The sequence below is a fragment of the Aeromonas sp. R7-2 genome (assembly GCF_040908105.1).
Classification (GTDB): Bacteria; Pseudomonadota; Gammaproteobacteria; order Enterobacterales; family Aeromonadaceae; genus Aeromonas; species Aeromonas caviae.
The window spans coordinates 140143-163892 of the sequence record NZ_JBFODC010000037.1 but is presented as its reverse complement, the minus strand read 5'-3'; the positions used below and the strand labels follow the sequence as shown (position 1 = coordinate 163892).

The 23750-nt window shown below is 61.2% G+C and carries 25 protein-coding genes, 4 tRNA genes and 1 riboswitch; of the genes, 17 read left to right on the top strand and 12 right to left on the bottom strand.

Annotated features, from left to right (window positions below):
- Positions 1-31: 31 nt before the first annotated feature.
- The 5 genes from AB5Y47_RS19030 to AB5Y47_RS19010 all read left to right on the top strand — a co-directional run bounded on the left by AB5Y47_RS19030 (position 32) and on the right by AB5Y47_RS19010 (position 919).
- Positions 32-117, top strand: a tRNA-Leu gene (locus AB5Y47_RS19030).
- 55 nt (positions 118-172) lie between these two features.
- A tRNA-Leu gene (locus AB5Y47_RS19025) sits at positions 173-258 on the top strand.
- A 45-nt stretch (positions 259-303) separates the two neighbouring features.
- Positions 304-389, top strand: a tRNA-Leu gene (locus AB5Y47_RS19020).
- Between the two features lie 71 nt (positions 390-460).
- Positions 461-546: transfer RNA gene (locus AB5Y47_RS19015), tRNA-Leu, on the top strand.
- Between the two features lie 100 nt (positions 547-646).
- Positions 647-919: a late competence development ComFB family protein gene (locus AB5Y47_RS19010; protein WP_029314828.1), complete on the top strand. Its 273-nt coding sequence runs from the start codon at positions 647-649 to the stop codon at positions 917-919.
- Here the strand turns inward: AB5Y47_RS19010 and AB5Y47_RS19005 are convergent.
- On the bottom strand, positions 916-1125 hold the full coding sequence (locus AB5Y47_RS19005) for a hypothetical protein (protein WP_043152850.1): 210 nt from the start codon (positions 1123-1125) through the stop codon (positions 916-918). The two genes, AB5Y47_RS19010 and AB5Y47_RS19005, sit on opposite strands and share 4 nt — an antisense overlap.
- 300 nt (positions 1126-1425) lie before the next feature.
- Here AB5Y47_RS19005 and nhaC point away from each other — a divergent pair, with 300 nt between their 5' ends.
- The 7 genes from nhaC to AB5Y47_RS18970 all read left to right on the top strand — a co-directional run bounded on the left by nhaC (position 1426) and on the right by AB5Y47_RS18970 (position 9540).
- Complete coding sequence (gene nhaC / locus AB5Y47_RS19000; RefSeq protein WP_103243757.1) at positions 1426-2835, top strand: Na+/H+ antiporter NhaC; 1410 nt, start codon at positions 1426-1428, stop codon at positions 2833-2835.
- Positions 2836-2940: 105 nt separating this feature from the next.
- Positions 2941-3864 (top strand): LysR family transcriptional regulator, encoded by a 924-nt coding sequence (locus tag AB5Y47_RS18995; protein WP_043152857.1) that lies wholly within the window; start codon positions 2941-2943, stop codon positions 3862-3864.
- Positions 3865-4059: 195 nt separating this feature from the next.
- A complete protein-coding gene (locus AB5Y47_RS18990; RefSeq protein ID WP_368220523.1) occupies positions 4060-5205 on the top strand; it encodes an ABC transporter substrate-binding protein in 1146 nt (381 codons plus the stop codon).
- 73 nt (positions 5206-5278) lie between these two features.
- Positions 5279-6292, top strand: a complete 1014-nt coding sequence (locus AB5Y47_RS18985) for an ABC transporter ATP-binding protein (RefSeq protein WP_041216935.1) — start codon at positions 5279-5281, stop codon at positions 6290-6292.
- Positions 6289-7257, top strand: a complete 969-nt coding sequence (locus AB5Y47_RS18980; protein ID WP_368220522.1) for an ABC transporter permease — start codon at positions 6289-6291, stop codon at positions 7255-7257. Before AB5Y47_RS18985 ends, AB5Y47_RS18980 begins: the two co-directional genes overlap by 4 nt.
- Before the next feature lie 7 nt (positions 7258-7264).
- Positions 7265-8080, top strand: coding sequence for an ABC transporter permease (locus tag AB5Y47_RS18975; protein ID WP_011707522.1), 816 nt, complete (start codon positions 7265-7267; stop codon positions 8078-8080).
- A 29-nt stretch (positions 8081-8109) separates the two neighbouring features.
- Complete coding sequence (locus AB5Y47_RS18970) at positions 8110-9540, top strand: gamma-aminobutyraldehyde dehydrogenase (RefSeq protein ID WP_113069019.1); 1431 nt, start codon at positions 8110-8112, stop codon at positions 9538-9540.
- Between the two features lie 126 nt (positions 9541-9666).
- On the opposite strand, the gene cyoE is transcribed toward AB5Y47_RS18970, so the two are convergent.
- From cyoE to AB5Y47_RS18950, 4 genes are read right to left on the bottom strand one after another with little or no spacing between them, the layout of a single operon-like run.
- On the bottom strand, positions 9667-10572 hold the full coding sequence (cyoE, locus tag AB5Y47_RS18965; RefSeq protein WP_324041122.1) for a heme o synthase: 906 nt from the start codon (positions 10570-10572) through the stop codon (positions 9667-9669).
- Positions 10569-11579 carry a heme A synthase gene (locus AB5Y47_RS18960; RefSeq protein ID WP_368220520.1) on the bottom strand — a complete coding sequence of 337 codons (1011 nt, stop codon included), beginning with the start codon at positions 11577-11579 and terminating at the stop codon, positions 10569-10571. Before AB5Y47_RS18960 ends, cyoE begins: the two co-directional genes overlap by 4 nt.
- 59 nt (positions 11580-11638) lie before the next feature.
- Entirely contained in the window at positions 11639-12121 is a 483-nt protein-coding gene (locus AB5Y47_RS18955) for a hypothetical protein (protein WP_368220518.1), read from the bottom strand.
- Positions 12118-12783, bottom strand: a complete 666-nt coding sequence (locus AB5Y47_RS18950; RefSeq protein ID WP_223953830.1) for an SURF1 family protein — start codon at positions 12781-12783, stop codon at positions 12118-12120. Before AB5Y47_RS18950 ends, AB5Y47_RS18955 begins: the two co-directional genes overlap by 4 nt.
- 78 nt (positions 12784-12861) lie before the next feature.
- Between AB5Y47_RS18950 and AB5Y47_RS18945 the strand changes: the two genes are divergently transcribed.
- Positions 12862-13068: a DUF2909 family protein gene (locus tag AB5Y47_RS18945; RefSeq protein ID WP_043152873.1), complete on the top strand. Its 207-nt coding sequence runs from the start codon at positions 12862-12864 to the stop codon at positions 13066-13068.
- A gap of 8 nt (positions 13069-13076) precedes the next feature.
- Here the strand turns inward: AB5Y47_RS18945 and AB5Y47_RS18940 are convergent, their stop codons facing one another.
- From AB5Y47_RS18940 to AB5Y47_RS18915, 6 genes are all read right to left on the bottom strand, one after another.
- Complete coding sequence (locus tag AB5Y47_RS18940) at positions 13077-13958, bottom strand: cytochrome c oxidase subunit 3 (RefSeq protein ID WP_043152874.1); 882 nt, start codon at positions 13956-13958, stop codon at positions 13077-13079.
- A gap of 2 nt (positions 13959-13960) precedes the next feature.
- Positions 13961-14515 carry a cytochrome c oxidase assembly protein gene (locus AB5Y47_RS18935; RefSeq protein ID WP_043152875.1) on the bottom strand — a complete coding sequence of 185 codons (555 nt, stop codon included), beginning with the start codon at positions 14513-14515 and terminating at the stop codon, positions 13961-13963.
- Between the two features lie 9 nt (positions 14516-14524).
- Positions 14525-16123: a cytochrome c oxidase subunit I gene (gene ctaD / locus AB5Y47_RS18930; protein ID WP_069784288.1), complete on the bottom strand. Its 1599-nt coding sequence runs from the start codon at positions 16121-16123 to the stop codon at positions 14525-14527.
- Between the two features lie 9 nt (positions 16124-16132).
- Entirely contained in the window at positions 16133-17263 is a 1131-nt protein-coding gene (gene coxB, locus AB5Y47_RS18925) for a cytochrome c oxidase subunit II (protein ID WP_223917946.1), read from the bottom strand.
- 368 nt (positions 17264-17631) lie between these two features.
- Positions 17632-19704 carry a tRNA(Met) cytidine acetyltransferase TmcA gene (locus AB5Y47_RS18920; protein ID WP_043152877.1) on the bottom strand — a complete coding sequence of 691 codons (2073 nt, stop codon included), beginning with the start codon at positions 19702-19704 and terminating at the stop codon, positions 17632-17634.
- Positions 19701-20015, bottom strand: a complete 315-nt coding sequence (locus AB5Y47_RS18915) for an HlyU family transcriptional regulator (RefSeq protein ID WP_041211748.1) — start codon at positions 20013-20015, stop codon at positions 19701-19703. Before AB5Y47_RS18915 ends, AB5Y47_RS18920 begins: the two co-directional genes overlap by 4 nt.
- Before the next feature lie 138 nt (positions 20016-20153).
- On the opposite strand from AB5Y47_RS18915, the gene AB5Y47_RS18910 reads away from it, so the two are divergent.
- From AB5Y47_RS18910 to AB5Y47_RS18900, 3 genes are all read left to right on the top strand, one after another.
- Entirely contained in the window at positions 20154-20360 is a 207-nt protein-coding gene (locus AB5Y47_RS18910) for a bacterioferritin-associated ferredoxin (RefSeq protein WP_010675777.1), read from the top strand.
- A 131-nt stretch (positions 20361-20491) separates the two neighbouring features.
- Positions 20492-20971 carry a bacterioferritin gene (gene bfr / locus AB5Y47_RS18905; RefSeq protein ID WP_042015144.1) on the top strand — a complete coding sequence of 160 codons (480 nt, stop codon included), beginning with the start codon at positions 20492-20494 and terminating at the stop codon, positions 20969-20971.
- A gap of 250 nt (positions 20972-21221) precedes the next feature.
- The gene (locus tag AB5Y47_RS18900; RefSeq protein WP_041211864.1) at positions 21222-21680 is read left to right on the top strand and encodes a methylglyoxal synthase; all 459 of its coding nucleotides are present in this window, start codon (positions 21222-21224) and stop codon (positions 21678-21680) included.
- 64 nt (positions 21681-21744) lie between these two features.
- Here the strand turns inward: AB5Y47_RS18900 and AB5Y47_RS18895 are convergent, their stop codons facing one another.
- A complete protein-coding gene (locus AB5Y47_RS18895; protein ID WP_041213974.1) occupies positions 21745-22332 on the bottom strand; it encodes a superinfection exclusion B family protein in 588 nt (195 codons plus the stop codon).
- A gap of 190 nt (positions 22333-22522) precedes the next feature.
- A riboswitch (yybP-ykoY riboswitch) is annotated at positions 22523-22629 on the top strand.
- An 89-nt stretch (positions 22630-22718) separates the two neighbouring features.
- Between AB5Y47_RS18895 and AB5Y47_RS18890 the strand changes: the two genes are divergently transcribed.
- A complete protein-coding gene (locus AB5Y47_RS18890; RefSeq protein ID WP_043152882.1) occupies positions 22719-23705 on the top strand; it encodes a sodium:calcium antiporter in 987 nt (328 codons plus the stop codon).
- The last annotated feature ends 45 nt before the right edge of the window (positions 23706-23750 follow it).

Here is a 23750-nt window from a genome sequence, read left to right as displayed (position 1 = left end):
AAAACTCTATAGAATCCCCCACCGCAGTGATGCGAAGGTGGCGGAATTGGTAGACGCGCTAGCTTCAGGTGTTAGTGTCCCACGGATGTGAGGGTTCGAGTCCCTCTCTTCGCACCATACTGCAACATGCTCTTATCAGACGGCATGTAAATTCAGACTGATAACCCGATGTGCGAAGGTGGCGGAATTGGTAGACGCGCTAGCTTCAGGTGTTAGTGCCCCCCGGGTGTGAGGGTTCGAGTCCCTCTCTTCGCACCATGCTTTTATCAGACAGCATGTAAATCCAGACTGATAACCCGATGTGCGAAGGTGGCGGAATTGGTAGACGCGCTAGCTTCAGGTGTTAGTGCCCCCCGGGTGTGAGGGTTCGAGTCCCTCTCTTCGCACCATGCTTCTGGCATGTAAAACACAGAAAATGCGCTCCAACCGCATTTAAAAACCAGCTGGAGAAAATCAGTGTGCGAAGGTGGCGGAATTGGTAGACGCGCTAGCTTCAGGTGTTAGTGTCCCACGGATGTGAGGGTTCGAGTCCCTCTCTTCGCACCATCATTCTGCAAAGGCCCGTTACGAGAGTAACGGGCCTTTTGTGTTTTCATGCCCCATGGCTATGCTGTTGAAGATGCTACGCCACCACGGGGGTTTTCCCATGATCCTGGATACCGATATTCACAACTTCTATGAGCATCTGGTGCTCAAGGAGATAGAAAAACAGGGGTTGGCTCGAACATTGACCCCCTATCAGCTGGCAGACCTCTGCTGCCTGACACTCAACCAGCTTCCTTCCCACTATATCCGCCACGATGTCGACATGATCTACTTCACGACAGACGCCGAACGCAGCGAGATGGAGAAGAAGGTCATCGCCTCCCTGCGCCAGGCCTACGACAAGATCCAGGCCGTCCCCACTCGCCAGGCTTAATGCCAACCCTGCTGCCAGAGCAGAGTGACGACCCCTGTCATTCCCGCAACCGGCAGCAGGATCAACACCGGTCTCAGCCTGGGTTCCAGCATGACCCAGGCAGCCAGCAAGAACCCCAGGCTCCAGAACCCGTATTCCTTCTCCTGACCCCAGACCAGCACCGCCAGAAGGGCGGCCAAGATCAGAGCGCGTGCTATCCAGTTCATTGGCATTGGTCCGAAAAAACATTAATGATAACTATTATCATCTTTGGTGTTGCCATCTGCAATCGAACTTGCCTATGGATCTCCGGCTATCAAACGGTGTCGATTGAACAGTGAAAAATGCCGATTAGATCAACTATTTTGTGGGATTTTAAAATTTTAAAGCTGTTTTGCCGAATGAGCAGGGATTTTACACCTCCGCTTTATGGTAGATTGCGCCCTCTTTTGGTAAGCCTCTCGGGATCGACGCATCCGCAGGACGAGAGGGGCTGACCTTGGCGAGCAAGAGTTTAGGGAGCGTCTATGCAAAACCAACAACACCACATCCGATTGCCGGGCATGTCGCAAGTATTTGCCTGCCTAGCCATTTTCCTGGCCCTGGCCTTCTCCTTCACCAGCGTGCTGGATCTGCCAATCCAGCTGGCACTGTTCATCGCCTGGTTCGTCATCATGGGACTCGGCATCAAGCTCGGCCATGATTACAAATCCCTGGAACAGGCGGCAGTCGACGGCGTCGCCAAGGGGATGGGGGCCATCCTGATACTGATCTCCGTCGGTGCCCTGGTGGGCACCTGGATTGCCGGCGGCATCGTCCCCAGCATCATCTACTTCGGCCTCAAGGTGATACACCCCTCCATCTTCCTGCTGGCGACCCTGATCATCTGCTCTCTCACCTCGCTGGCCACCGGCACCTCCTGGGGCTCGGCGGCCACCGCCGGCATCGCCATGATGGGTATAGGCCACAGCCTGGGGGTACCCGCGCCGCTGGTAGCCGGTGCCGTGCTCTCCGGCGTCTACTTCGGTGACAAGCTCTCCCCGCTCTCCGACTCCGTGGTGCTGGCCTCGACCATGTCCAACGTCGACGTGATGGAACACATCAAGGGGATGCTGCCCATCAGCCTGTTCTCCTACGTCATCACCGCCGCCCTGTTCACCGTGGTCGGCATGCAGTACTCCGGCAACGTCAGCCTGGAGCAGGTCAATCTGGTGATGGACGCCCTCGACAAGCAGTTCAACATCACCCCCATGGCCATAGTGCCCGTGGTGCTGGTGCTGGGCCTGTTGGCCAACCGCAAGCCCGCCTTCCCGGTGATCAGCTTCGGCGCCTTGCTGGGTCTTGTCTGGGCCATCGTCTTCCAGGACATGGATCCGGTGAAGGCGATGCACTCCGCCTACAGCCCGTTTGCCATCACCTCAGGCGTCGATTTCATCGACAACATCCTGGGCCGTGGCGGCATGGAGTCCATGCTGGGTTCCGTGGCCGTCATCATCTTCGGCTTGGGCTTCGGCGGTCTGCTGGAAAAGGTCGGCATCCTCTCCGTCATCGCCAGTGCCTTCGAGAAGCGCATCAACAGCGCCGGCAGCCTGACCAGCCACACCATCGGCACCGCCTTCCTGGCCAACGTGTTCGGTTCCGCTATGTATGTATCGCTGATCCTGACCCCCAAGATCATGGCCAAGAACTACGACAGACTGGGGCTTGCGCGCAAGAACCTCTCCCGCAACGCCGAGTTTGGCGGCACCCTCACCTGCGGCATGGTGCCCTGGAGCGACAACGGCATCTTCATGGCCGGGGTACTGGGGGTAGCGACCCTCGACTACCTGCCCTACATGTGGCTCAGCTTCACCTGCATCATAGTGACCATCACCCTCGCCTATCTGGGCAAGGGAGTGAACCGTGTACCGGTCACAGAGGCGGTGACAACCCGCTAATTTCCGTAAAAACAACGACAAAGGCGCCATCACGGCGCCTTTTGTCTGGGTGCGATTCGAGGTTAAGCTGGCACTCACCTTGATCGCACGTGGCAGGACGCCCAGATGAACTTCACCTTTCGCCAGATCCGCTATTTCGTGGCGGTGGCCGACAGCTTCTCGGTGAGCCGGGCAGCCGCCGAGCTGCACATCTCCCAGTCGGCGGTCACCAGCGCCATCCGCGAGCTGGAGACCGAGCTCGGCGCCGCCCTGTTCGAGCGCAATCCGCGCGGGGTCAGCCTCACTACCCAGGGCCACCAGTTTCTGCTGCACGCCCGTCGCATCCTCGGCGCCATGACCGAAGCCAGCCACTCTCTCAAGGCGGTAGCCCAGCAGGATCAGGGGCGGCTTACCATAGGCGTAACCACGCTGGTGGCAGGCTACTATCTGTCGGAGGCCCTCGGCCGCTTTCGCCGCGCCTTCCCGGCGGTGCAGATCGAGGTGAAGGAGGATGAGCAGCCCTATCTCGAGCACCAGATCGTCAACGGTGAGGTGGACGTGGGGATCCTGATGACCAACCGCACCATCCGCCAGGAGGCGTTCGATACCGAGCTGCTGACCCGCTCGCCGCTGCGGGTCTGGCTCGCCGCCAACCACCCCCTCTGCGCCGAGTCGACCCTCTCCCTCAAGGCGCTCGGCGAAGAGCCCATGATCTCGCTGACCGCCGACCAGCTGGACCAGATCATCGGCGGCGGCCTGCGCCGCTACGGTATCGCGCCGCGCATCGTGCTGCGTACCGCCTCGGTGGAAGCGGTGCGCAGCCTGGTGGCGAGCCAGCTCGGGCTCGCCCTGCTGCCGGACTTTGCCTACCGCCCCTGGTCCCTGGAGCAGGAGCGGGTCGAGGCCCGCGCCATCAAGGAGCCCATCCCCGCCATCGACATCGGTCTGGTGTGGCGGCGCGGCTCGCGCCTTGACTGGGCCGCACGCGAGTTCATCGACATCGCCAGAGATCAGAGCCGGCTGCGGGCCCGCCAGCACCTCCCCCGCTAGGACTGAGCCTGAACAGCCGTGACTCCGGCAAAAAAACAGATTCATCTGCACTCGATATCGATTTTGCAGATACCAAAGCCGTTAAAAATTGAAATTCTCATTGCTCCCGGCTTCTCCTACGCTCATGGCTGGTTAACAGGATGTTAATGCCTACTGTGGCGCCGCCACGGTTGCCAATCATGCAAGGAGAGCAAGATGAAATTGACCCCTCTGACCCTGGCCCTGATCCCGGTGCTGCTGGCAGGCCAGGTCCAGGCTGCCCCCACCACCCTCGGCAAGGGTGAAGGCCAGCTCAACATCGTGGCCTGGGCCGGCTACGTGGAGCGCGGCGAGACCGACAAGAACTACGACTGGGTCACCGGCTTCGAGAAAGAGACCGGCTGCAAGGTCAACGTCAAGACGGCCGCCACCTCGGACGAGATGGTGGCGCTGATGAACGAGGGAGGCTTCGATCTGGTGACCGCCTCCGGCGACGCCAGCCTGCGCCTCATCGCCGGCGGCAAGGTGCAGGCACTGAACCTGGCGCTCATTCCGAGCTACGGCAAGATAGACCCCCGCCTGCAGAATGCCCCATGGCACACGGTAGACGGCAAGCACTACGGCGTGCCCTACCAGTGGGGCGGCAACATCTTGATGTACAACACCAAGGTGTTCCCCAAGGCACCTGACTCCTGGAGCGTGGTGTTCGAGGAGCAGACCCTGCCGGACGGCAAGTCCAACAAGGGCCGGGTGCAGGCGTTTGACGGCCCCATCCACATCGCCGATGCCGCCCTCTATCTGATGAGCCACCAGCCCGCGCTCGGCATCAAGGATCCTTACGAGCTGAACGAGGATCAGTACAAGGCCGCCCTCGACCTCTTGCGCCAGCAGCGTCAGCTGGTGGGACGCTACTGGCACGACGCCTTCGTCCAGATCGACGACTTCAAGAACGAGGGGGTGGTGGCCTCCGGCTCCTGGCCGTTCCAGGCCAATACCCTGATCGCCGACAAGCAGCCCATCGCCACGACGGTGCCCAAGGAGGGCGTCACCGGCTGGGCCGACACCAGCATGGTACACAGCGAGGCGAAGAACCTCACCTGTGCCTACAAGTGGCTGGAGCACTCCCTCAACAACAAGCTGCAAGGGGATCTCGCCTCCTGGTTCGGCTCCGTGCCGGTGGTGCCCGCCGCCTGTGAGGGCAATGCCCTGCTCGGGAAAGAGGGGTGCAAGACCAACGGCATCGGCAACTTCGATCGGGTGCGCTTCTGGCGTACCCCCGTCACCCAGTGCAAGAGCCAGGGAACCTGCGTGCCTTACTACCGCTGGGTCTCGGACTATATCGCAATCCTGGGTGGTCGCTGAGATTGCCTCCGTAAATGCCGATATGGGGCCGGACAGGAGTCCGGCCCGCTTCCCACACAGACAAGGACGCCCCATGAATGCCGTACAATTTGACCGGGTCAGCCGCCACTATGGCGAGGTGAAGGCGGTCGACGACATCTCCTTCCAGATCCCGGCCGGCGAGTTTTTCACTCTGCTGGGGCCAAGCGGTTCCGGCAAGACCACCTGCCTGCGGATGATCGCGGGCTTCGAATACCCGAGCGAGGGGGAGATCCGGCTGTTCGGCGAACCCTGTTCTACCGTGCCACCCTACGACCGCAACCTCAATACCGTGTTTCAGGACTACGCCCTGTTTCCCAACATGGATGTGCGCGACAACATCGGCTACGGCCTGATGCTCAAGGGCGTGGCCAAGGCGGAGCGTTACCGCAAGGTGGACGAGATGCTGGAGCTGGTACGCCTGCCCGGCGTCGGCAACCGCAAGCCCGGCCAGCTCTCCGGCGGCCAGCGCCAGCGCATCGCCATCGCCCGGGCGCTGATCAACCAGCCGCGCATCCTCTTACTGGACGAACCGCTCGGGGCGCTCGACCTCAAGCTGCGCGAGCAGATGCAGCTCGAACTGAAAGCCTTGCAGCGCCAGCTCGGCATCACCTTCATCTTCGTCACCCACGATCAGCAGGAGGCGCTCTCCATGAGCGACCGGATCTGCATCTTCAATCAGGGCAAGATCGAGCAGATCGCCGCGCCGGATACCATCTACGACGCCCCCGCCACCCCCTTCGTCGCCCGCTTCGTCGGCACCGTCAACCTGTTCGAGGGGGAGCAGGCCCGCCGTCTGTGCGGCGATGCTCAGCAGATGATGGTGCGCCCGGAGCGGATCCGGCTCGCCGAGGCCGGCACACCGGGCTGGTCAGGGGAAGTGCGCGAGGTTGAGTACCTCGGCCCCTTCGTGCGCTACCGGGTTGATCTCGGCGAGCAGCTCGAGCTTATCGTCAACCACCCCAACGAGGGCCAGGCCCGTCTGCCCCGTGGCGCCCGGGTCAGCCTCAGCTGGCCGGAGCAGGCGATCCATCGCCTGCACACAGCCCCTCAGGGAGCTCAACCATGAGCGCCCCCCACAGTGCGAGCCTTGCCATGAGCCAACCCACTGCCCCCCTCTCCTATCGGCCGCTGCGGCGCCTCTCCACCCTGCTCTACGGGCGGCCGCGTCTGTTGCTGGCCATCCTGCTGGGGCCGCCACTGCTCTGGCTTGGCATCATCTATGTCGGCTCCCTGCTGATGCTGCTCTCCAACGCCTTCTTCGGACTGGACGAGTTCAGCGGCCAGATCCGCCACGAGCTGGGGCTGCAGAACTTCGTTGCCCTGCTGCGGGCTGAGAACCTGGACGTGATCCTGCGCACCGTCGGCATGTCGCTGCTGGTAACCCTGGCCTGCGCCCTGCTCGGTTTTCCGATCGCCTACTACATGGCGCGCTACACCAGCGGCAAGACCCGGGCCCTGTTCTACGTCGGCATCATGCTGCCGCTCTGGTCCAGCTATCTGGTGCGGGTCTACGCCTGGAAGCTGATCCTGGCCAAGGAGGGGGTCATCAGCTGGCTGGCAGACACCCTGGGACTGGACTGGCTGCTGGACGCCATCCTCTCGCTGCCGGTGATCGGGGGGCCGTCGCTGTCATTCTCGCGCATCGGCACCTTCATCGTGTTCGTCTACGTCTGGCTGCCCTTCATGATCCTGCCCATCCAGGCGGCGGTGGAGCGGATCCCGCGCTCTTTGCTGGAAGCGAGCTGCGATCTCGGCGCCACCCCTACCCAGACCTTTCGCACTCTGATCCTGCCGCTGGCCCTGCCCGGCGTGGTGGCGGGCTCCATCTTCACCTTCTCCCTGACGCTGGGGGACTACATCATCCCCGGCATCATAGGCAACTCCACCATGTACATAGGTCAGGTGGTCTACATGCAGCAGGGCACGGCGGGCAACCTGCCCTTCGCTGCCGCCTTCTCGCTGGTGCCGATCCTCATCATCGCCATCTACCTCACCATCGCGAAACGCTTGGGGGCCTTCGATGCGCTCTAATCAGCCCATGAAACGGGACCATGGCAACCAGCCTTCCGGCCTGCTCAAGTACGCGGCCATCGGCGGCCTCTTGTTCCTGCACTTTCCGATCCTGTTCATCTTCCTCTACGCCTTCACCAGCGAGAGCAAGAGCTATCAGTTCCCGCCGCCCGGGCTCACCCTCAAGTGGTTCGAGGTGACCCTCAACCGCCCCGACGTGTGGCGCGCCATACAGCTGTCGCTGGAGGTAGCGGGGCTGGCGACGCTGGCCGCCATGGTGCTTGGCACTCTGGCGGCGGGGGCCATCGCCCGCAGCCGCTTCTTCGGCCAGGAGGTGGTGTCGCTGTTGCTGGTGCTGCCCATCGCCCTGCCCGGCATCGTCACCGGCATCGCGCTGCGCTCCGCCTACGGGGTGATGGAGATCCCCTTCAGCTTCTGGACCATCGTTATTGGTCACGCCACCTTCTGCGTGGTGGTGGTCTACAACAATGCCCTGGCGCGCTTTCGCCGCACCAACCAGAGCCTCATCGAGGCGTCCATGGATCTCGGTGCCGACGGCTTCCAGACCCTGCGCTACGTGATCCTGCCCAATCTGGCCACGGCACTGCTGGCGGGGGGCATGCTGGCGTTTGCCCTGAGCTTTGACGAGGTGATCGTCACCACCTTCACCGCCGGCCAGCAGACCACGCTGCCGATCTGGATGTATCAGGAGCTGATCCGGCCACGGGACAGGCCGGTCACTAACGTGGTGGCGCTCATCATAGTGGCCTTCACCACCATTCCCATTCTGCTTGCCTACTACCTCACCCGCGACGGCCAAGACGTTGCCGGCAGTGGCAAATAACGACTCAACGCGTGCGCAAGGATGCAACCATGAAACTCTCTACCCAACTTTTGATCGACGGTCAGTTCGTCACCGGTGACGGCCAGGCCGAGCCCATCCTCAACCCGGCCACCGGCGAGCTGCTCGCCTCGGTGCCCGAAGCCTCGTTCGAGCAGGTGAACCGGGCGGTGAACGGCGCCCAACGCGCCTTCGCCCAGTGGAGCCGCACCACCCCAGCCCAACGCAGCACGCTGCTGCTGCGCCTGGCTGATGCCATCGAGCGCCACGCCGAGGAGTTTGCGGCGCTCGAATCCCTCAACTGCGGCAAGCCCTATCTGGCGGTGCTAAATGACGAGCTGCCGGCGGTAGTGGACTGCTTCCGCTTCTTCGCCGGCGCGGCTCGCTGCCTGCAGGGGCCGCTGGCGGGGGAGTACATCGAGGGGCACACCAGCATGATCCGCCGCGATCCCATCGGGGTGGTGGGCAGTATCGCCCCCTGGAACTATCCGTTGATGATGGCGGCCTGGAAGATGGCCCCGGTGCTCGCCGCCGGCAATACGGTGGTGCTCAAGCCCTCCGAGCAGACCCCGCTCACCGCCCTGCGCCTGGCGGAGCTCGCCAGCGAGCTGTTCCCCCGCGGCGTCATCAACATCGTCTGCGGCCGGGGCGAGAGCGTGGGGGCGCCGCTGGTGGAGCACCCGCTGGTGCGCATGGTGTCCCTCACCGGTGACATCGCCACTGGCCAGAAGATCCTGCAGAGCGCCGCCCGCACCATGAAGCGCACCCATCTGGAGCTTGGCGGCAAGGCGCCGGTCATCATCTTTGACGATGCAGACTTGGAGGCCGTGGTGGCCGGCATTCGCACCTTCGGCTTCTACAACGCCGGCCAGGATTGCACAGCCGCTTGCCGCATCTATGCCCAGGGCAAGATCTACGACAAGTTCGTCGCCGCCATGACCGAGGCGGTTGCCTCCATCAAGGTGGGCGGTCCGCGCGAGGAGGGGGTGGAGATGGGGCCGCTCATCTCGGACCGGCAGCGCAACCGGGTGGCCAGCTTCGTGGAGCGGGCCCAGAGCAGCGGTCACGTGGAGGTGACGGCGGGAGGCAAGATCCGCCCCGGCAACGGCTTCTTCTTCGAACCGACCCTGATCGCCCATGCCCGTCAGGAGGATGAAATTGTGCGCCGGGAGGTATTTGGCCCGGTGGTGTCGGTGACCCGCTTTGGCGACGCCGAGCAGGTGGTGCAGTGGGCCAACGACTCGGACTACGGCCTCGCCAGCTCGGTCTGGACCCGGGATCTCGGCCTTGCCAGCAAGGTAGCCAGCCACCTGCAGTACGGCTGCACCTGGATCAACACCCACTTCATGCTCACCTCCGAGATGCCCCACGGCGGCATGAAGATGTCCGGCTACGGCAAGGATCTCTCCCTCTACGCGCTGGAGGACTACACGGTGCCGCGCCACATCATGGTCAAGCTCTAGGCTCCACTCCGTCCCCCTGAAAACAAGATGGCCCCTTGGGGCCATCTTGTTTTGCATCAGGTCTGTGCATCCCTGCAGTGCACCAACGCAGCGTCACCATTCACCCGACCGCGACCCGCATCAACGTCATGACAACCGCCACAACCAGTGGTGATCCAGAATCAGCAGACCAAACAGCAGCATCAGGTGATAGATGGAGAAACGGAAGGTGCGCATCGCCTGGCCGGGCCGATCCCCGTACTTCAACAGCCAACCATGCCAGCAGAATCCAAGGTTCAACCCAAGGCTGCCGACCAGGTAGACAAGCCCCGACATGCCGATCAGATAGGGCAGCAGACAGACGAGCGTCAGGATCAGCAGATAGAGCAGGATGGCTGTCTTGGTGAAATCGGTGCCGTGGGTGACCGGCAGCATGGGAATGTCGGCACCGGCATAGTCATCGCGCCGGTGGATGGCCAAACACCAGAAATGGGGCGGCGTCCAGGTAAAGATGATCATCACCAGCAGCCAGGGCTCGGCCGAAAGCTGCCCCGTGATGCTGGTCCAACCCAAGAGCGGTGGCATGGCTCCCGCCAATCCGCCGATGACGATATTCTGCGGCGTGGCCCGCTTCAGCAGCAGGGTATAGACGACCGCATAGCCGAACAGGCTGGCCAGGGTTAGCCAGGCAGTCAGGGGATTTACGCCCCAATGGAGCAGAACAAACCCCGACAGTGCCAGACAGATCGCGAAACTCATCGCCTGCCCCGGCGTGATCCGTCCCATGGCGACCGGGCGCCAGCGCGTTCTGCGCATCCGGGCATCGATGCCGTACTCCAGAGAATGGTTCATGGCCGCCGCCCCGGCAGCGAGCAGTCCAATCCCCGCCAGGCCCAGTATCATCTCGTCCAGAGAGGCGCGTGTCGGCTCGGCCAGCAGCATGCCCACCCAGGCGGTCAGGAGCAGCAGGGCGACCACCTTTGGTTTGGTCAACTGACAATAATCGCGCACCCGGCGGAGGGCAAAGCGCTGTGCCCGCCCTCTCCCATTCATGTCCGGCTCCTGACCATCCCAGGGGATGACAAGGGGTCGTGATGATGCAAAGAGAGGCTCCCGCGCGCCAGCACACAACAGGCCAGCAGGTGGGCGGCCACCAGATTGTGTGCAAGGGCGTTGGCCAGCGGCAGGGCCAGATGGACGTTCGCCAATCCCAAGGCAATCTGCACGGTCAGCAGACCCAGCAACAGCCAGCCAAACCCTCTCAGGGGGGTCCGCTGGCAGAGCAGCGCGAGGGCGAAAGCTCCCACCAGCAAGGCCGTGGTCAGCGCTCCCAGGCGATGGGCGATGTGAATGGTCTGGCGCGCCTCCTTGCCCAGCACGCCGAACTCATAGCTGGCGTGCCCCAGAGGGAGATGAAAGGCTTGCGCCCAATTCAGCTCTGCCTGCCAGTTGCCCTGGCACAAGGGAAACTCCACACATGCCATGGCCGCATAGTTCGCCGACGTCCAGCCCCCCAGCGCGATCTGCAGCAGCAACACGCCACAGGCCATGCTGCCAAGCCAGGACACCCCCTGGTGTACGGGCGGGGGTGAAGGGAAACCTGCCAATTCGGCCCGATAGAGCCAAAGCAAGGTCAGGATGGCGAAGCCGCCCAGCAGATGAGTGGTCACCACCAGGGGATGCAGGGCCAGGGTCACCGTCCACATACCCAGTGCTGCCTGACCCGCAACCAGCACCAGCAAGATGAGCGAGAGGTGGCGCAGTCGGCCGCCTGTACGCCAGCCCAAGGCGGACAGGAGCACAATCACGCCTCCCAGCACCCCGGCGAAGTAGCGATGCACCATCTCGCTGCGCGCCTTGTGAGGAACAAGCGGGCTGGCCGGATAGCGCTGTGCCGCCAGTTCCGCATGCTCAGCGCGGGGAATGGCCAGGGAACCATAGCAACCAGGCCAATCGGGACAAGCCAACCCGGCATCCGTCAACCGGGTATAAGCACCGAGCGCGATGACAAGAACTGCCAGCGCAATGGCCACGGATGCCAGCCTCTTGTGCATCTTCATATGCCGCCTCGCTGACCGTGCAGTAGCCAGAAGATGCGAGTTCCATGCCGGCTGCATCGTCACTGCACCCCACGCTGATACTTGAGCAGTTGCTGCAGATCCGACAGTACCGCCTTGCCAAGCAACGGCCAGGTCGTCGTGCTGCCGGGTACCTCGTAACGCAAGATGGCCAGCCCGCGGGCGTCCACCAGCAGTATATCCCCCTCCCTCATTTCACTGTTTGCCTCGTGAGGTGGCGTCAACTGGACCAGCTCCAGCTTGTCCAGGTTGCGGCCAAGTGCAGCCTGGATGCGCGCCATCAGCACAGGGACCTGCCGGCATTGCCCCTCGCAGCGAGGGGCCACCAGATAGACCAGTCGCCATTGGTGCTGATGGGCAGGAAGCGGTTGCAACAGGTAGATCTCCTGGTGCAGCCAGTGCCCCTTGCTGCGCGTGCCGGGTTCATACCAGCCCTGGTGAAGAGTCAGAGCCGCCAGCACCACAGGCAGCAGGATCACCGCAGCAAAGAGCACTGGTACCCGCCAGCGTCGCCATCCGCTCATGGGGAGCACCTCCTTGTCAGCATGACCCCCCCTGACAGAACCACCAGCGCCAAGCCGAGCCATTGCACCGCATAGGCCCGGTGTTTTTCGGGCGGCATGACATTGTGCTGGTAGTGATAGAGGAATGGGGTTCGTCTTTGATACAACACGGCGTCTGCAAGCGGGGCTCCGATTGCCTGTCGCAGGGTCTCGACCCTGATGGATTGCAGCCGGTTCGGGTAGGGGCCTGGTTCTATGTTCTGTCCCAACAGGAAGCCGCCGGGAGCCATGCGCAGCACACCTTCAAGGGTCATTGCGGCGGGGATGGCGGGATTGGGCAATTGCGACCTGTCGGATGGCGCGGGCACCCATCCCAGGTTGACCAGCAACAGTGAGGATCCCCCCTCTGCGCGTACCGGGATGAGCACGTCATAGCCAACCTCCCCGTTGACGATCTGGTTGTCCAGCAACCAGACATAAGGGCTGACCCACTCGACTTTCCCTTGCAGAGGCTGGCCATCCAGTGACTCCGGGTGTTGCCAGTCGATCTGGGCCAATGTCCTTGGCCCGGCCTGCTGCATCTTTGCCATCTGCGCCAGCCAGGCCGTTTTTTCCATTCCGCGCTGCCACTGCCAGAACGCCAGCTTGCACAAACCGGCCGTCACCACCAGAGTGAACAACAAGACGAACCAGCGTCTGTGATGCCATGGTCGTCGCTTGTCTCGTGCAGCCGAATCGCGCATATCGAGGAGGATCCCAAGATGTTGATCAAGGTCGTTCTGATACTCATGCTGCTGCTCATCATCGGCCAGCTGTTTCACGCCCTCTGGCTGATGCTCAGTGCAGGCAATACGCAAAAGATGTCGGTACCTCTGGGCCGGCGCGTCTTCTTCTCCCTGCTGGTGGTCATCATACTGCTGCTCTCTCTCGCGATGGGCTGGCTGGAGCCCAACCCGCGTCCCTACTGAGCACGGCATCAAAGCAGGTAGACAAAGACGAACAGACAGAGCCAGACCACATCGACGAAGTGCCAGTACCAGGCCGCAGCCTGGAAAGCGAAATGACGCTGTGGGGTGAAATGATCCCTCAACATGATGCGCAGCCAGATGATGGTCAGGAAAAGGGTGCCCAGCAGCACGTGCAGTCCATGGAACCCGGTCAGAATGAAGAAGGTATTGCCATAGATGCCGGAATCCAGCCGCAGCCCGAGATCCCGATAGGCATGCAGATACTCATAGCCTTGAAACCACAGGAATATCAGCCCGAGCACCACAGTGGCCAGCAACATCCCCTTGAGCCGCATGCGTCTGCCGTTTTCCAGACTCATGTGTGCAAACAGCAGGGTCACGGAGGAGCCGAGCAGGATCAGGGTATTGATGAGGGGGATCCCCTGCCAGGGCATGGCCTGGGTCGTGGCCCCGCCGGGCGTCTTGAGCAGGGGCCAGTGAGCGGTGAAATCCGGCCACAGCAGCTGGCCCGTCATCACCCTGTGGCCCGCACCATCCAGCCAGGGCACCGCAAGCTGGCGGGCATAGAACAGCACTCCGAAAAAAGCCAGAAAGAACATCACTTCGGAGAAGATGAACCAGACCATGCCCTGCCTGAAGGATCTGTCCATCTGGGCGCTGTAGAGCCCGGTCATGGACTCCCGGATGATGTGACGGAACCAGCCAAACAACATGAATGCCAGCAGGGCGACACCGGCCATCATCAGATACCGGCCGAAACCGGTCTGCCCACTCGCCACTTCATTGACCAGATGTCCCGCCCCCAACGCCAGGAAAAACAGTGCAATGGCACCAATGATGGGCCAGCGACTCTGGTCCGGGACATAATAGGTCTGGTTCACCTTGGCCATGGTCATTTCCTCTGTGCGAGTGCCGGTACCGGTACGGACGCCGTGATGTCATAGAGCGAGTAGGAGAGCGTGATGGTATTGATGCTGTCCGGTAGTGCCGGATCGATATAGAACTTGAGCGGCATCAGCTTGCTCTGCCCTGCCCTCAGCTCCTGGCGATTGAAACAGAAACACTCCACTTTCTTCAGATAGGCCGCGGCGGGACCGGGAGAGACCGACGGGACCGCCTGACCCACCATGGTCCGCTCCGTGGGATTGAACACCCGAAAGTTGACCATCTTCACCTCCCCCGGCCGCACCGACAGCCGAGCCGTCTCACCGCTGAACTCCCACGGCATCCGGGTATCCGCATGAGCAAGAAACTCGATCTGGATGCTCCGCTTGCTGTCGATCACCGCCCGCTCCGTACTGGCCGCTTGATCAGACGTCTTGCCATTGAGGCCGGTGATCCGGCAGAAGACGTCATAAAGCGGCACCAGCGCAAAGGCAAAACCAAACATGACGAGCACGACCAGAGCCAGTTTTCTGAGCAAGGGGGCATGACTGACCTTGGTCATATGACCTCCCTAACGCTCTTCCGACCGGATATCCGGTGGAGTCTGGAAACTGTGATAGGGAGGGGGAGAAGAGAGCGTCCATTCCAGCCCCTCGGCCCCCTCCCATACCCGATCGCTCGCCTTGGCTCCGCCTCTGATGCATTTGATCACACCCCAGACAAACAGCAGCTGGGACAGGCCGAAGGCAAAGCCCCCCAGGCTGATCAGCATGTTGAAGTCGGCAAATTGCAGGGCGTAATCGGGAATGCGGCGAGGCATGCCCGCCAGCCCGACAAAATGCATGGGGAAAAACAGCACATTGACCGAGACGAGCGAACACCAGAAGTGCCATTGGCCGAGCCGCTCGTCATACATGTGCCCCGTCCATTTCGGCAACCAGTAGTAGGCCGCAGCCAGGATCGAGAAGACGGCACCGGTCACCAGCACATAGTGGAAATGGGCCACTACGAAATAGGTGTCGTGATACTGAAAATCAGCTGGCGTCATGGCCAGCATCAGCCCGGAGAAACCGCCAATGGTGAACAGGGTGATGAAGGCGATGGCAAACAGCATGGGGGTCTCGAATGTCAGAGAACCACGCCACATGGTAGCAAGCCAGTTGAATACCTTTACCCCTGTCGGCACCGCGATCAACATGGTGGTGTACATGAAGAACAGCTCCGCCACCACGGGCAATCCGGTGGTGAACATGTGGTGAGCCCAGACCATGAAGGAGAGCAAGGCGATGCTGCTGGTGGCATAGACCATGGAGCGATAACCGAACAGCTTCTTGCGGGAGAAGGTCGGAATGATGCTGGAGACGATGCCGAAAGCCGGCAATATCATGATGTAGACTTCCGGGTGCCCGAAGAACCAGAAAATGTGCTGAAACAGGACAGGATCCCCCCCACCGGCCGCATCGAAGAAACTGGTCCCGAAATACTTGTCCGTCAGCACCATGGTCACCGCAGCCGCCAGCACCGGCATGACAGCGATGAGCAGAAACGCCGTGATGAGCCAGGTCCAGACAAACAGCGGCATCTGCATCCAGCCCATGCCCGGCGCCCGCAGGTTGAAGATGGTCACGATGACGTTGATGGCCCCCATGATGGAGGAGATCCCCATGATGTGAATGGCAAAGACGAACAGGGCCGTGCTGTTGCCGCTGTACTGGGTGGACAGGGGGGCATAGAAGGTCCAGCCAGAACTGGGGCCGCCTCCCTCCATAAACAGGCTCGACAGGAGGATGAGGAAAGCAAACGGCAGGATCCAGAAGCTCCAGTTGTTCATGCGGGGCAGCGCCATGTCAGGAGCCCCAATCATGATGGGGATCAGCCAGTTGGCGAGGCCGGTGAAGGCGGGCATGACGGCACCAAAGACCATGATGAGGCCGTGTACCGTGGTCATCTGGTTGAAAAACAGGGGTTCCACCAGTTGCAGTCCGGGCTGGAACAGTTCTGCCCGGATCACCATGGCCATGGCGCCACCGGTAAAGAACATGGTGAGGGCAAAGCAAAGATAGAGGGTACCGATGTCCTTGTGATTGGTGGTGTAGAGCCAGCGCCTCAGACCGGCCGCTGGCTGGTGGACATGTTCGCTGTGCGGGGTATCCGTGATTCCATCACTCATGCCGACGCCTCACTTGTCCTTGTCCGGATTGGCCGGGTTGAGAAGGGACTGCACCTCGGCTGGCTGCACAAGGTCGCCGGTCTTGTTATCCCAGGCATTGCGTTCATAGGTGATGACGGCGGCCAGTTCCTGCGCCGTCAACTGTTTGCCAAAAGGCTGCATCGCCGTGCCGCTCTTGCCATGCAGGACGATGTCCAGATGCTGGGCCCGATGTTCCGCCTGTGTGGTCACCTTGCTGCCATTGAGCGCCGGGAAGATGCCGGGCAATCCGGTACCCGCGGGCTGATGACAGGCAGCGCAGTGCCCCAGATAGACTTTCTCCCCCTGTGCCATGGCTTGTGGCAACGTCATGGTCTCCGCTGCCTGCGCCTGTTGCTGTGCCTTGGCAGTTGCCTGCTCGTCTCCCTTTCTGGCAATCCACTTCTCGAACTCCTCTGCGGATTTGGCCACCACAACCACAGGCATGAAACCGTGATCCTTGCCGCACAGCTCGGCGCACTGCCCACGATAGGTGCCCGGCTTGTCGATCCGGGTCCAGGACTCGTTGATGTAGCCAGGATTGGCGTCTTTTTTCACGGCGAAGGCGGGAACCCACCAGGAGTGAATGACATCGTCCGAGGTCATCAGGAAACGGATCTTCTTGCCGACCGGCAATACCAGAGGGTTATCCACCTCCAGCAGATAATTGCCGCCCTTGGGGGCATCACCGGAGATCTGCTGTTTGCTGGTCGCCAGCAGGGAATAAAACGCCACTGGATACTCGAGGTATTTGTAATGCCATTTCCATTGCGAGCCCGTGACGAGGACGGTGAGATCGGCCTTGGAGGTATCCTCCATCTTCAACAGGGTCGAGGTTGCCGGTGCCGCCATCGCGATCAGTATCAACACGGGGATGGCCGTCCACAGCAACTCGATGCGGGTGCTTTCGTGAAACTGGGCGGCTTTGGCACCGCGCGATTTTCGATGGTGCACGATGGACCAGAACATGATGCCGAAGACGAGCAGACCGATGACGCAACAGATATAGAAAATCGTCATGTGCAGGTCATAGACCTGCTGGCTGATGGCGGTCGCCCCGCGCGTCATGTTGAACCGGATCTCATTGGCAAAAGCGCTGCTGCTGATGAACCACATCATCATTCCGGCACCTGCCTGAGCTGCATCGTTTCTCACATTGCACTCCCTGTGCACGTTGGAGAAGATGGCCTGCATTCAATACACCCGACGCTAACCATCTGAAAATAATGCATTTATTAAAATTCATTTCACATTCAAGTATTAGTCCATATTCAGAAAAAACCAAAATGCAGACAGCCCTGACCAGGCTCATCAGAGCAGTGGCAATGGGCAAAACGCGAGCAGGGAAGAGGGAGAAACGGGTCCCGGGGTGGCCACGTCTTGAACGGGGAGAGCTTTAGCCATGGTGAGTCGAATCGATGTGCAGAACCCGGGAGGGGCCATGGGGTCCTCCCGGGCTCCGTGGTTTTCTGCCGTGCCAGAGGCGGGGGTCAGCCCGCTGGTGCTTGCTGAGCCAGCAGTCTGGCCAGCAGGGAGCGCAGTGCTTTTATCAGGGCGGGTTTGCCCGCGACACCCTGTCGGGCAGCCAGCTCGGACCAGGACGCATATTGCCAGATGGTGGCGATCAGCAACCGTCGTTCATCCTGACTTAACGCATCCAGCATCATCACTCGCCGGAGTAGCCAGCGTTGCAGTGTCGCCTGGCACAATTCGAATGGCTTGTGATGGTGGGCAAAGCAATCGAGTTCCCGATGCTCGAATTCATCCAGATCCGGCACATGAGTGACAGGTCCGCCTCTGAGGGATAGCCAGACCAGTTCGGTATCCAGCCTCTTGAGTTCACCCGCCAGCAGGGCCGGCAACTGGCTCATGAAACGCTGTCGCCATTGCGCCAGCTCGGCGTGATATTCCGATTGCAACGGCATCAGCAGCAAAGCTGCATGACTGCCGCTGGCCGCATCGCGCTGCAGACCAAGACGCAGCACCTTCAATCCCGCCTTGAGCCAGAATGGCAGCAGATCTGGACTGGCGGAGAAGGCAGATCCCAGATAATCGACCCGTAATGCCCGATAATGTGATACCAGCTTGTCCAGCAACCGGGACCCCAGCCCGAGACGATGAAGGGCAGGATGGATGGCGATGCGCATCACCCTGGCATAAGAGCGCTCCCCCGCCGTCACGAAACCGGCGTGGGCCAGCAGCGACTGGGGCAGCAGATGTCCACGAGGGCGCCTTCGTCCGGCCCAGATCGCGTGCGCCAGATCAGGGGGTATATTGCCCTCCCGCGCGACCAGCGCCACCCCGAGCAACTCCTGTCCCTGCTCCATCAGATGAATGTCGAGATCCGGCCCCTCCAGCAAATACCGCAGATCACTGGGGCTGGTCTGGTAGTGAGCCAGCACGAGCAGGCCGAACACCCGATTGAGCAGCGCGTCATCACGGGCCAGCTCATCTTGTCCGACCAGGCGCCAGGTCGGTGATGTCGGGGGATGAGGTGCCGATATGTCAGCATTCAGACCAAGGAGCCGGAAGATCAGAGGCTCCAGCGGATCGCTCAGGCTCCAGCGAATGGGCTCCACCAGGCGCAGCTCCTGCCAATCCGGGGTTTGCTCATCGAGTATCCGCTTGAAGCGCAGATGAAAGCCGCGCCCCGTCCCCTCATAGCCGTGCTCCGTTGTAGCGAAGACAATACGACTGTGGCGGGCCAGCATGGCCTCCAGCAGTGGGGTCGGGATGGCGGCGGCTTCATCTACCAGCAGCAGATCCGCCAGCACGTCTCCTTGAGCCACCCGATCAGGGGACACATAGCTCAGACCGGCCAGCCGCTCAGGCATCTCTGCCAGCGCGCGCTCTGCATGGGCAAAAAGTGTCGCCACTGTAGCGTGGGAAGGGGCCGTCACCGCTATCGTCAAGGCCGGATCCCGACTCAGCAAGTCGGCGCTCGCCAGCCCCAGCACGGCGCTCTTGCCACGACCGCGATCGGCGCTCAGCACCAGGGGGCGGCGGCGATGGCCGTGCAACACGTTGTGGATGGCGGGCAGCGCACGGGCCTGATCCGCGCTCAGCGGTCGGCTCCCGTCGAGAGGCTGCCAGGTAATATCACAAGAGGCTGGCGTCAGATCTCGCGCCGGATCTTCTGCCAGCAACCGTACCAGCCGGGAGATGAAACCCTGCCCGGCACGATCGGCCTCCTCTGGCTGGGCGACCAGCCTCTGACGATCAGGGTCTGGGTAGGTCGGCCATACCTCCCGCGGCGGGGTCAGCAGAAGCAAGAGCCCCCCAGCCCTCAATGTCCCCGCCAAGGCACCGAATGCATCGGGGTGAAAACCGCTGAAGGCATTGAATACCAGGGTGTCGCACTCCTGACCGAGCCGTTGAAGCGCCTTGGCGGCAGGCTGCGGAGCATGACGCTCAGGACCCTGCCCCAGCCAGAACACCGCCCCCCACAGCAAGGATTCGGCACGAACGATGCAGTCATCCTGCTCCCCTTCCAGCCAGATCAGACGCCGCTCGCCGGCATGAGCGATAGCGTGGCGCAAGGCGAGCAGCTCGGCTGACATCATGGAGCTGGGCTGGCGTCTGGCTTCACACGGGGTTCAAACATGCGCTCCCCCATCTGGTCGATGAAGGTATGGGCCTTTTGCACCATGAAGCGCTCGGCATCCGCCGGGTTGGCAAAGAGATCGGAGCGGATGAAGCGATGGGTCTGTAATTGCCCGTCTATCTCCCTGGTGATGCGACCTGCCAGCCTGTATTGCCCCCCTTCCGCCATGGGCTCGGGATAGATGAGATAGCCCATGTATTCGATGGGCTCAACCTCGGGGCTCTGGGCGATCTCTCCCTTGAACAGGGCATTGAATAGTTTTTTGAACATGTTCGCATCCTCTCTGATAAAGGCATTCTCCCCAAGGGTGGAATCACTGGCAAGCACGGGATCTTATTACCATTCGTTCTTTGCACTACGAACCATTCTCATTTAGATTTCATCTCATTCCAGCATGAGGTCCAGATTATGTACGTGTGTTTGTGCCGCGGCATCACAGATAACCAGATCCGCAAGGCGGTACAGGCAGGCAAGACTGAATTCCGACAGTTGAAACAGTCGCTGGAAGTCGGTGCCCAATGTGGTAAATGTGTGCGCATGGCGATGGAGATCATCGCTACCGAAATCGACAAGATGGAGTCAGAGCAAGCACCGCTCTATTACGAAGTGGCGTAAAACCGCCGACTTCTCATCTTCATCTCTCCTTCTGCCCTCCAGAGGACGACTTTCCCCATCACGTTATGGTCATGTTTCTGGACTAAGCTCTAGTGATCGTTGCCTAGGCTCGAAAACGAGGAGTAATGTCGATGAAAGGAGATCCCAAAATCATTGCCCACCTCAACAAGGTGCTGGCCAATGAGCTGGTTGCCATCAACCAATACTTCCTGCATGCCCGCATCTATGATGACTGGGGCCTCAAGGGGCTGGGGCACAAGGAGTATCACGAATCCATCGATGAGATGAAACATGCCGACGAGCTGGTCAAGCGGGTGCTGTTTCTGGAAGGGCTGCCCAACTTGCAGGATCTGGGCAAGCTGCGCATCGGTGAGACGGTGGAAGAGATGCTGCGCTGTGACTTGTCTCTGGAGATGGACGCCATCCCCGACCTGAAAGTCGCCATCACCTATGCCGAGTCTGTGCAGGACTACGTCAGCCGCGACCTGTTCCAGGAGATCCTGGAAGATGAAGAGGACCATGTGGACTGGCTGGAAACCCAACTCGATCTCATCGCCCGTATCGGTCTGGAAAACTACCAGCAATCCCAGCTCCATGCCGAGTCATCCTGAATCGCGATGACATCAAGAGACAATCCCAACCCGCCCAGGCGGGTTTTTTCATGGCACCAGCGGCAGAGATCTTGCCCAACGATACGGTAGCCAACCTGGTTGCTGACAAGGCAGGCCAGAGGCTGTCAGGATGGCAGGCGCCGGATTGAACCGCCTCCGGGATCACAGTTACGATGCATGGGGCAGCGGCAGGCGCCGCTTTCGATTAGGATACGACCCCATTCCCATCATTTTGCTACGGATGACCTCCATGGAACTGATTGCACGCGAGATGGCGCCCCACAAACGGGTTGCCCTGGTGGCTCACGACAACATGAAAGCCCCTCTGCTGAACTGGGTGCTGCGGCGCAAGGAGGAGCTCAAGCTCCACCATCTCTATGCGACCGGCACCACGGGCACCCTGCTCGGCAAGAAGGCGCAGCTGCCCATTACCTGCCTCTTCTCCGGCCCCATGGGAGGGGATCAGCAGCTCGGCGCCCTCATCGCCGAAGGGAAGATAGACGTGATGATCTTCTTCTGGGATCCCCTCAATCCCGCCGCCCACGATCCTGACGTCAAGGCCCTGCTGCGCCTCGCGGCCGTCTGGAACATCCCGGTCGCCACCAACGAGGCGACGGCGGACTTCATCATGGACAGCCCGCACATGCAGCAGGCATTCAGCGTCCAGGTGCCCGACTACGCCGGCTACCTCAAAGCCAGAACCGAATAAGCAACGCCAGACAGCAAAGAGCCGGAACAGATGTCCGGCTCTTTTCTTTCATGGGGGGAGAAGGTCAGCGCTGGAGGCTTTTCTGCGCGAATTTGGGCCTGGCATTCATGATCTGCTCCACCTGCTCGTCGCTCATCTTGCCCCGCGACAGTCCCAGAACCTTGTAGGTCAGCAGAGGGCGCGCCGGCAGGGCGATCATCAGGGCGCGGATCTGGTTCTCGTCTTCCTTCTCTCGCGCCGGCTTGCCGTAGGCGTAGGTGAGCACGCCGGCATCCATCAGGTTTTTGACGGCGGGTTCGGTGATCGGCAGGTTTATGACGCTTTTCCGTTGCAGTACGAACTCCCGCAGCACCGCCTTCTCGTTGAAGTCGAGGAAGCCAATCATCTGGGCCAGTTGATCCTGCTGGCGGCGGGACTGCCACTCGTCACAGGCCCACTCCCAGGCGATCAGGAAGCCCTGACTGCAGAAATAGGAGATGGCGATCAACATGCCGACCCCAAGCCAGGCCGCATGAGCCGTGGCCCACTGGCTCACGGCGCCTTTCATCAATCCGGCCGGAAACAGCAGGATGATGCTGCAGCAAAGCAGCAGCCAGACCATCAGCCAGTTGAGGCGATTAAGCTGGTAAAAATGTTGGATCCACCGTTTCATCGTTCACCCTTCCCAAGTCAATGTGGACAGTAGCCAACTCGTAGCAATCGCTGTGCCAGCACAAGGATCCCCGTAAAAAGATCAGGATCCCGGACGGGAGAGTCGAGGGGTTGTCACATCCTTTTACAACTTGTCGCGCGGATCATCCCCTGTTGGCCTTGCGCCTCACCGAACCACTTGGTAAAAAGCCCGCACTGTCACTGGGGAGTAGCAACCCGCCCGAAATCCGGGCAGGGCCCATGTCAACACTCTTGGATCCACAGATCCATGGCATGGGCGGCGATAGCACCTATCGTCCTGCAAGACCTTTGGCCTCGATATGCACGCCAGCCGGGCGAGCCGTATCGGGTCCATCGGTTGTTCTGCTCGCCTGGCGGTTACTCATCATGCTGATCACCCTGCTGTTATTTCTGATCTCTGCCGTCACCATCTATCTGGCCTGCGAATACTTCGTCAACGGCATCGAATGGACCGGCCATCATTTCAAACTGTCCCAAAGCGCCACCGGTTCTCTGCTGGCTGCCCTCGGCACGGCCCTGCCCGAATGCATCGTCACCCTGACCGCCCTGCTGATGGGGGATGCCCCCGCCCAGCAGCAGATAGGCATAGGTGCGGCCCTCGGCGGCCCGCTGGTGCTGGCTACCATAGGCTATGCTGCCGTCGGCGTGACCCTGCTGCTGTGCATGAGCCGGGAGCACAGATCCATCAATGGCGAGGTGCAGCGGGAGATAGGCCGCGATCAGGCCTGGTTTGCCGGCATCTTCCTGCTGGCCGTGCTGCTTGGCATGGTGGTCTTCACCGGTAAAACCTGGCTGGCCCCCCTGTTCGTGCTGATCTACCTCCTCTATGTGCGACGTGAGCTGAAACAGACCGACAGCCACGAGGCCGAATTGCCCTCCCCCCTCAAGCTGGATCCGCACGCCAGGATCCCGGCGCTCGGCAAGGTGCTGCTGCAAACCCTGGTGGCGCTCGGTGTGGTGGCGCTGGCGGCCCAGCTGTTCGTTCACCAGCTGGAGAACATGGGCGAGCTGTTCGGTCTCTCTCCGGTGCTGGCGGCCCTGCTGCTGAGCCCGGTGGCCACCGAAATGCCCGAGCTGATGAACGTGCTTATCTGGGTGCGGCAGGGCAAACACCGGCTGGCGCTGGCCAATATCTCGGGGGCCATGATGATCCAGGGCACCATTCCCAAGGCGTTCTGCCTGCTGTTCACCCCCTGGCTGCTGGACAGCACCATGATGGCCTCCTCCCTGGTGACGCTGCTGGCGGTCACGCTGCTGTGGTGGGGGTTCAGTCGGGAGCGGATGACGGCGGGCAGGCTCGCCCTGGTGGGACTGGTTTACCTGGGTTTCTGCGGCTGGCTGATGATGAGCTGAGGACCGACCTCTGCCTCTGGCGCAACAAGAAAGGGCAGGATCCTA

Bases quoted from the DNA above. Each gene is read 5' to 3' on its own strand.
- AB5Y47_RS18900 (WP_041211864.1), top strand. From the start codon at position 21,222: ATGGAACTGATTGCACGCGAGATGGCGCCCCACAAACGGGTTGCCCTG.
- AB5Y47_RS18915 (WP_041211748.1), bottom strand. From the start codon at position 20,015: ATGTTCAAAAAACTATTCAATGCCCTGTTCAAGGGAGAGATCGCCCAG.
- AB5Y47_RS18895 (WP_041213974.1), bottom strand. From the start codon at position 22,332: ATGAAACGGTGGATCCAACATTTTTACCAGCTTAATCGCCTCAACTGG.
- AB5Y47_RS18980 (WP_368220522.1), top strand. From the start codon at position 6,289: ATGAGCGCCCCCCACAGTGCGAGCCTTGCCATGAGCCAACCCACTGCC.
- AB5Y47_RS19010 (WP_029314828.1), top strand. From the start codon at position 647: ATGATCCTGGATACCGATATTCACAACTTCTATGAGCATCTGGTGCTC.
- AB5Y47_RS18890 (WP_043152882.1), top strand. From the start codon at position 22,719: ATGCTGATCACCCTGCTGTTATTTCTGATCTCTGCCGTCACCATCTAT.
- AB5Y47_RS18970 (WP_113069019.1), top strand. From the start codon at position 8,110: ATGAAACTCTCTACCCAACTTTTGATCGACGGTCAGTTCGTCACCGGT.
- AB5Y47_RS19005 (WP_043152850.1), bottom strand. From the start codon at position 1,125: ATGAACTGGATAGCACGCGCTCTGATCTTGGCCGCCCTTCTGGCGGTG.
- AB5Y47_RS18940 (WP_043152874.1), bottom strand. From the start codon at position 13,958: ATGGCCAAGGTGAACCAGACCTATTATGTCCCGGACCAGAGTCGCTGG.
- cyoE (WP_324041122.1), bottom strand. From the start codon at position 10,572: ATGAATGGGAGAGGGCGGGCACAGCGCTTTGCCCTCCGCCGGGTGCGC.
- AB5Y47_RS18995 (WP_043152857.1), top strand. From the start codon at position 2,941: ATGAACTTCACCTTTCGCCAGATCCGCTATTTCGTGGCGGTGGCCGAC.
- AB5Y47_RS18955 (WP_368220518.1), bottom strand. From the start codon at position 12,121: ATGAGCGGATGGCGACGCTGGCGGGTACCAGTGCTCTTTGCTGCGGTG.
- coxB (WP_223917946.1), bottom strand. From the start codon at position 17,263: ATGATGATGTGGTTCATCAGCAGCAGCGCTTTTGCCAATGAGATCCGG.
- nhaC (WP_103243757.1), top strand. From the start codon at position 1,426: ATGCAAAACCAACAACACCACATCCGATTGCCGGGCATGTCGCAAGTA.
- AB5Y47_RS18945 (WP_043152873.1), top strand. From the start codon at position 12,862: ATGTTGATCAAGGTCGTTCTGATACTCATGCTGCTGCTCATCATCGGC.
- AB5Y47_RS18990 (WP_368220523.1), top strand. From the start codon at position 4,060: ATGAAATTGACCCCTCTGACCCTGGCCCTGATCCCGGTGCTGCTGGCA.
- AB5Y47_RS18910 (WP_010675777.1), top strand. From the start codon at position 20,154: ATGTACGTGTGTTTGTGCCGCGGCATCACAGATAACCAGATCCGCAAG.
- ctaD (WP_069784288.1), bottom strand. From the start codon at position 16,123: ATGAGTGATGGAATCACGGATACCCCGCACAGCGAACATGTCCACCAG.
- AB5Y47_RS18975 (WP_011707522.1), top strand. From the start codon at position 7,265: ATGAAACGGGACCATGGCAACCAGCCTTCCGGCCTGCTCAAGTACGCG.
- bfr (WP_042015144.1), top strand. From the start codon at position 20,492: ATGAAAGGAGATCCCAAAATCATTGCCCACCTCAACAAGGTGCTGGCC.
- AB5Y47_RS18985 (WP_041216935.1), top strand. From the start codon at position 5,279: ATGAATGCCGTACAATTTGACCGGGTCAGCCGCCACTATGGCGAGGTG.
- AB5Y47_RS18920 (WP_043152877.1), bottom strand. From the start codon at position 19,704: ATGATGTCAGCCGAGCTGCTCGCCTTGCGCCACGCTATCGCTCATGCC.
- AB5Y47_RS18960 (WP_368220520.1), bottom strand. From the start codon at position 11,579: ATGAAGATGCACAAGAGGCTGGCATCCGTGGCCATTGCGCTGGCAGTT.
- AB5Y47_RS18935 (WP_043152875.1), bottom strand. From the start codon at position 14,515: ATGACCAAGGTCAGTCATGCCCCCTTGCTCAGAAAACTGGCTCTGGTC.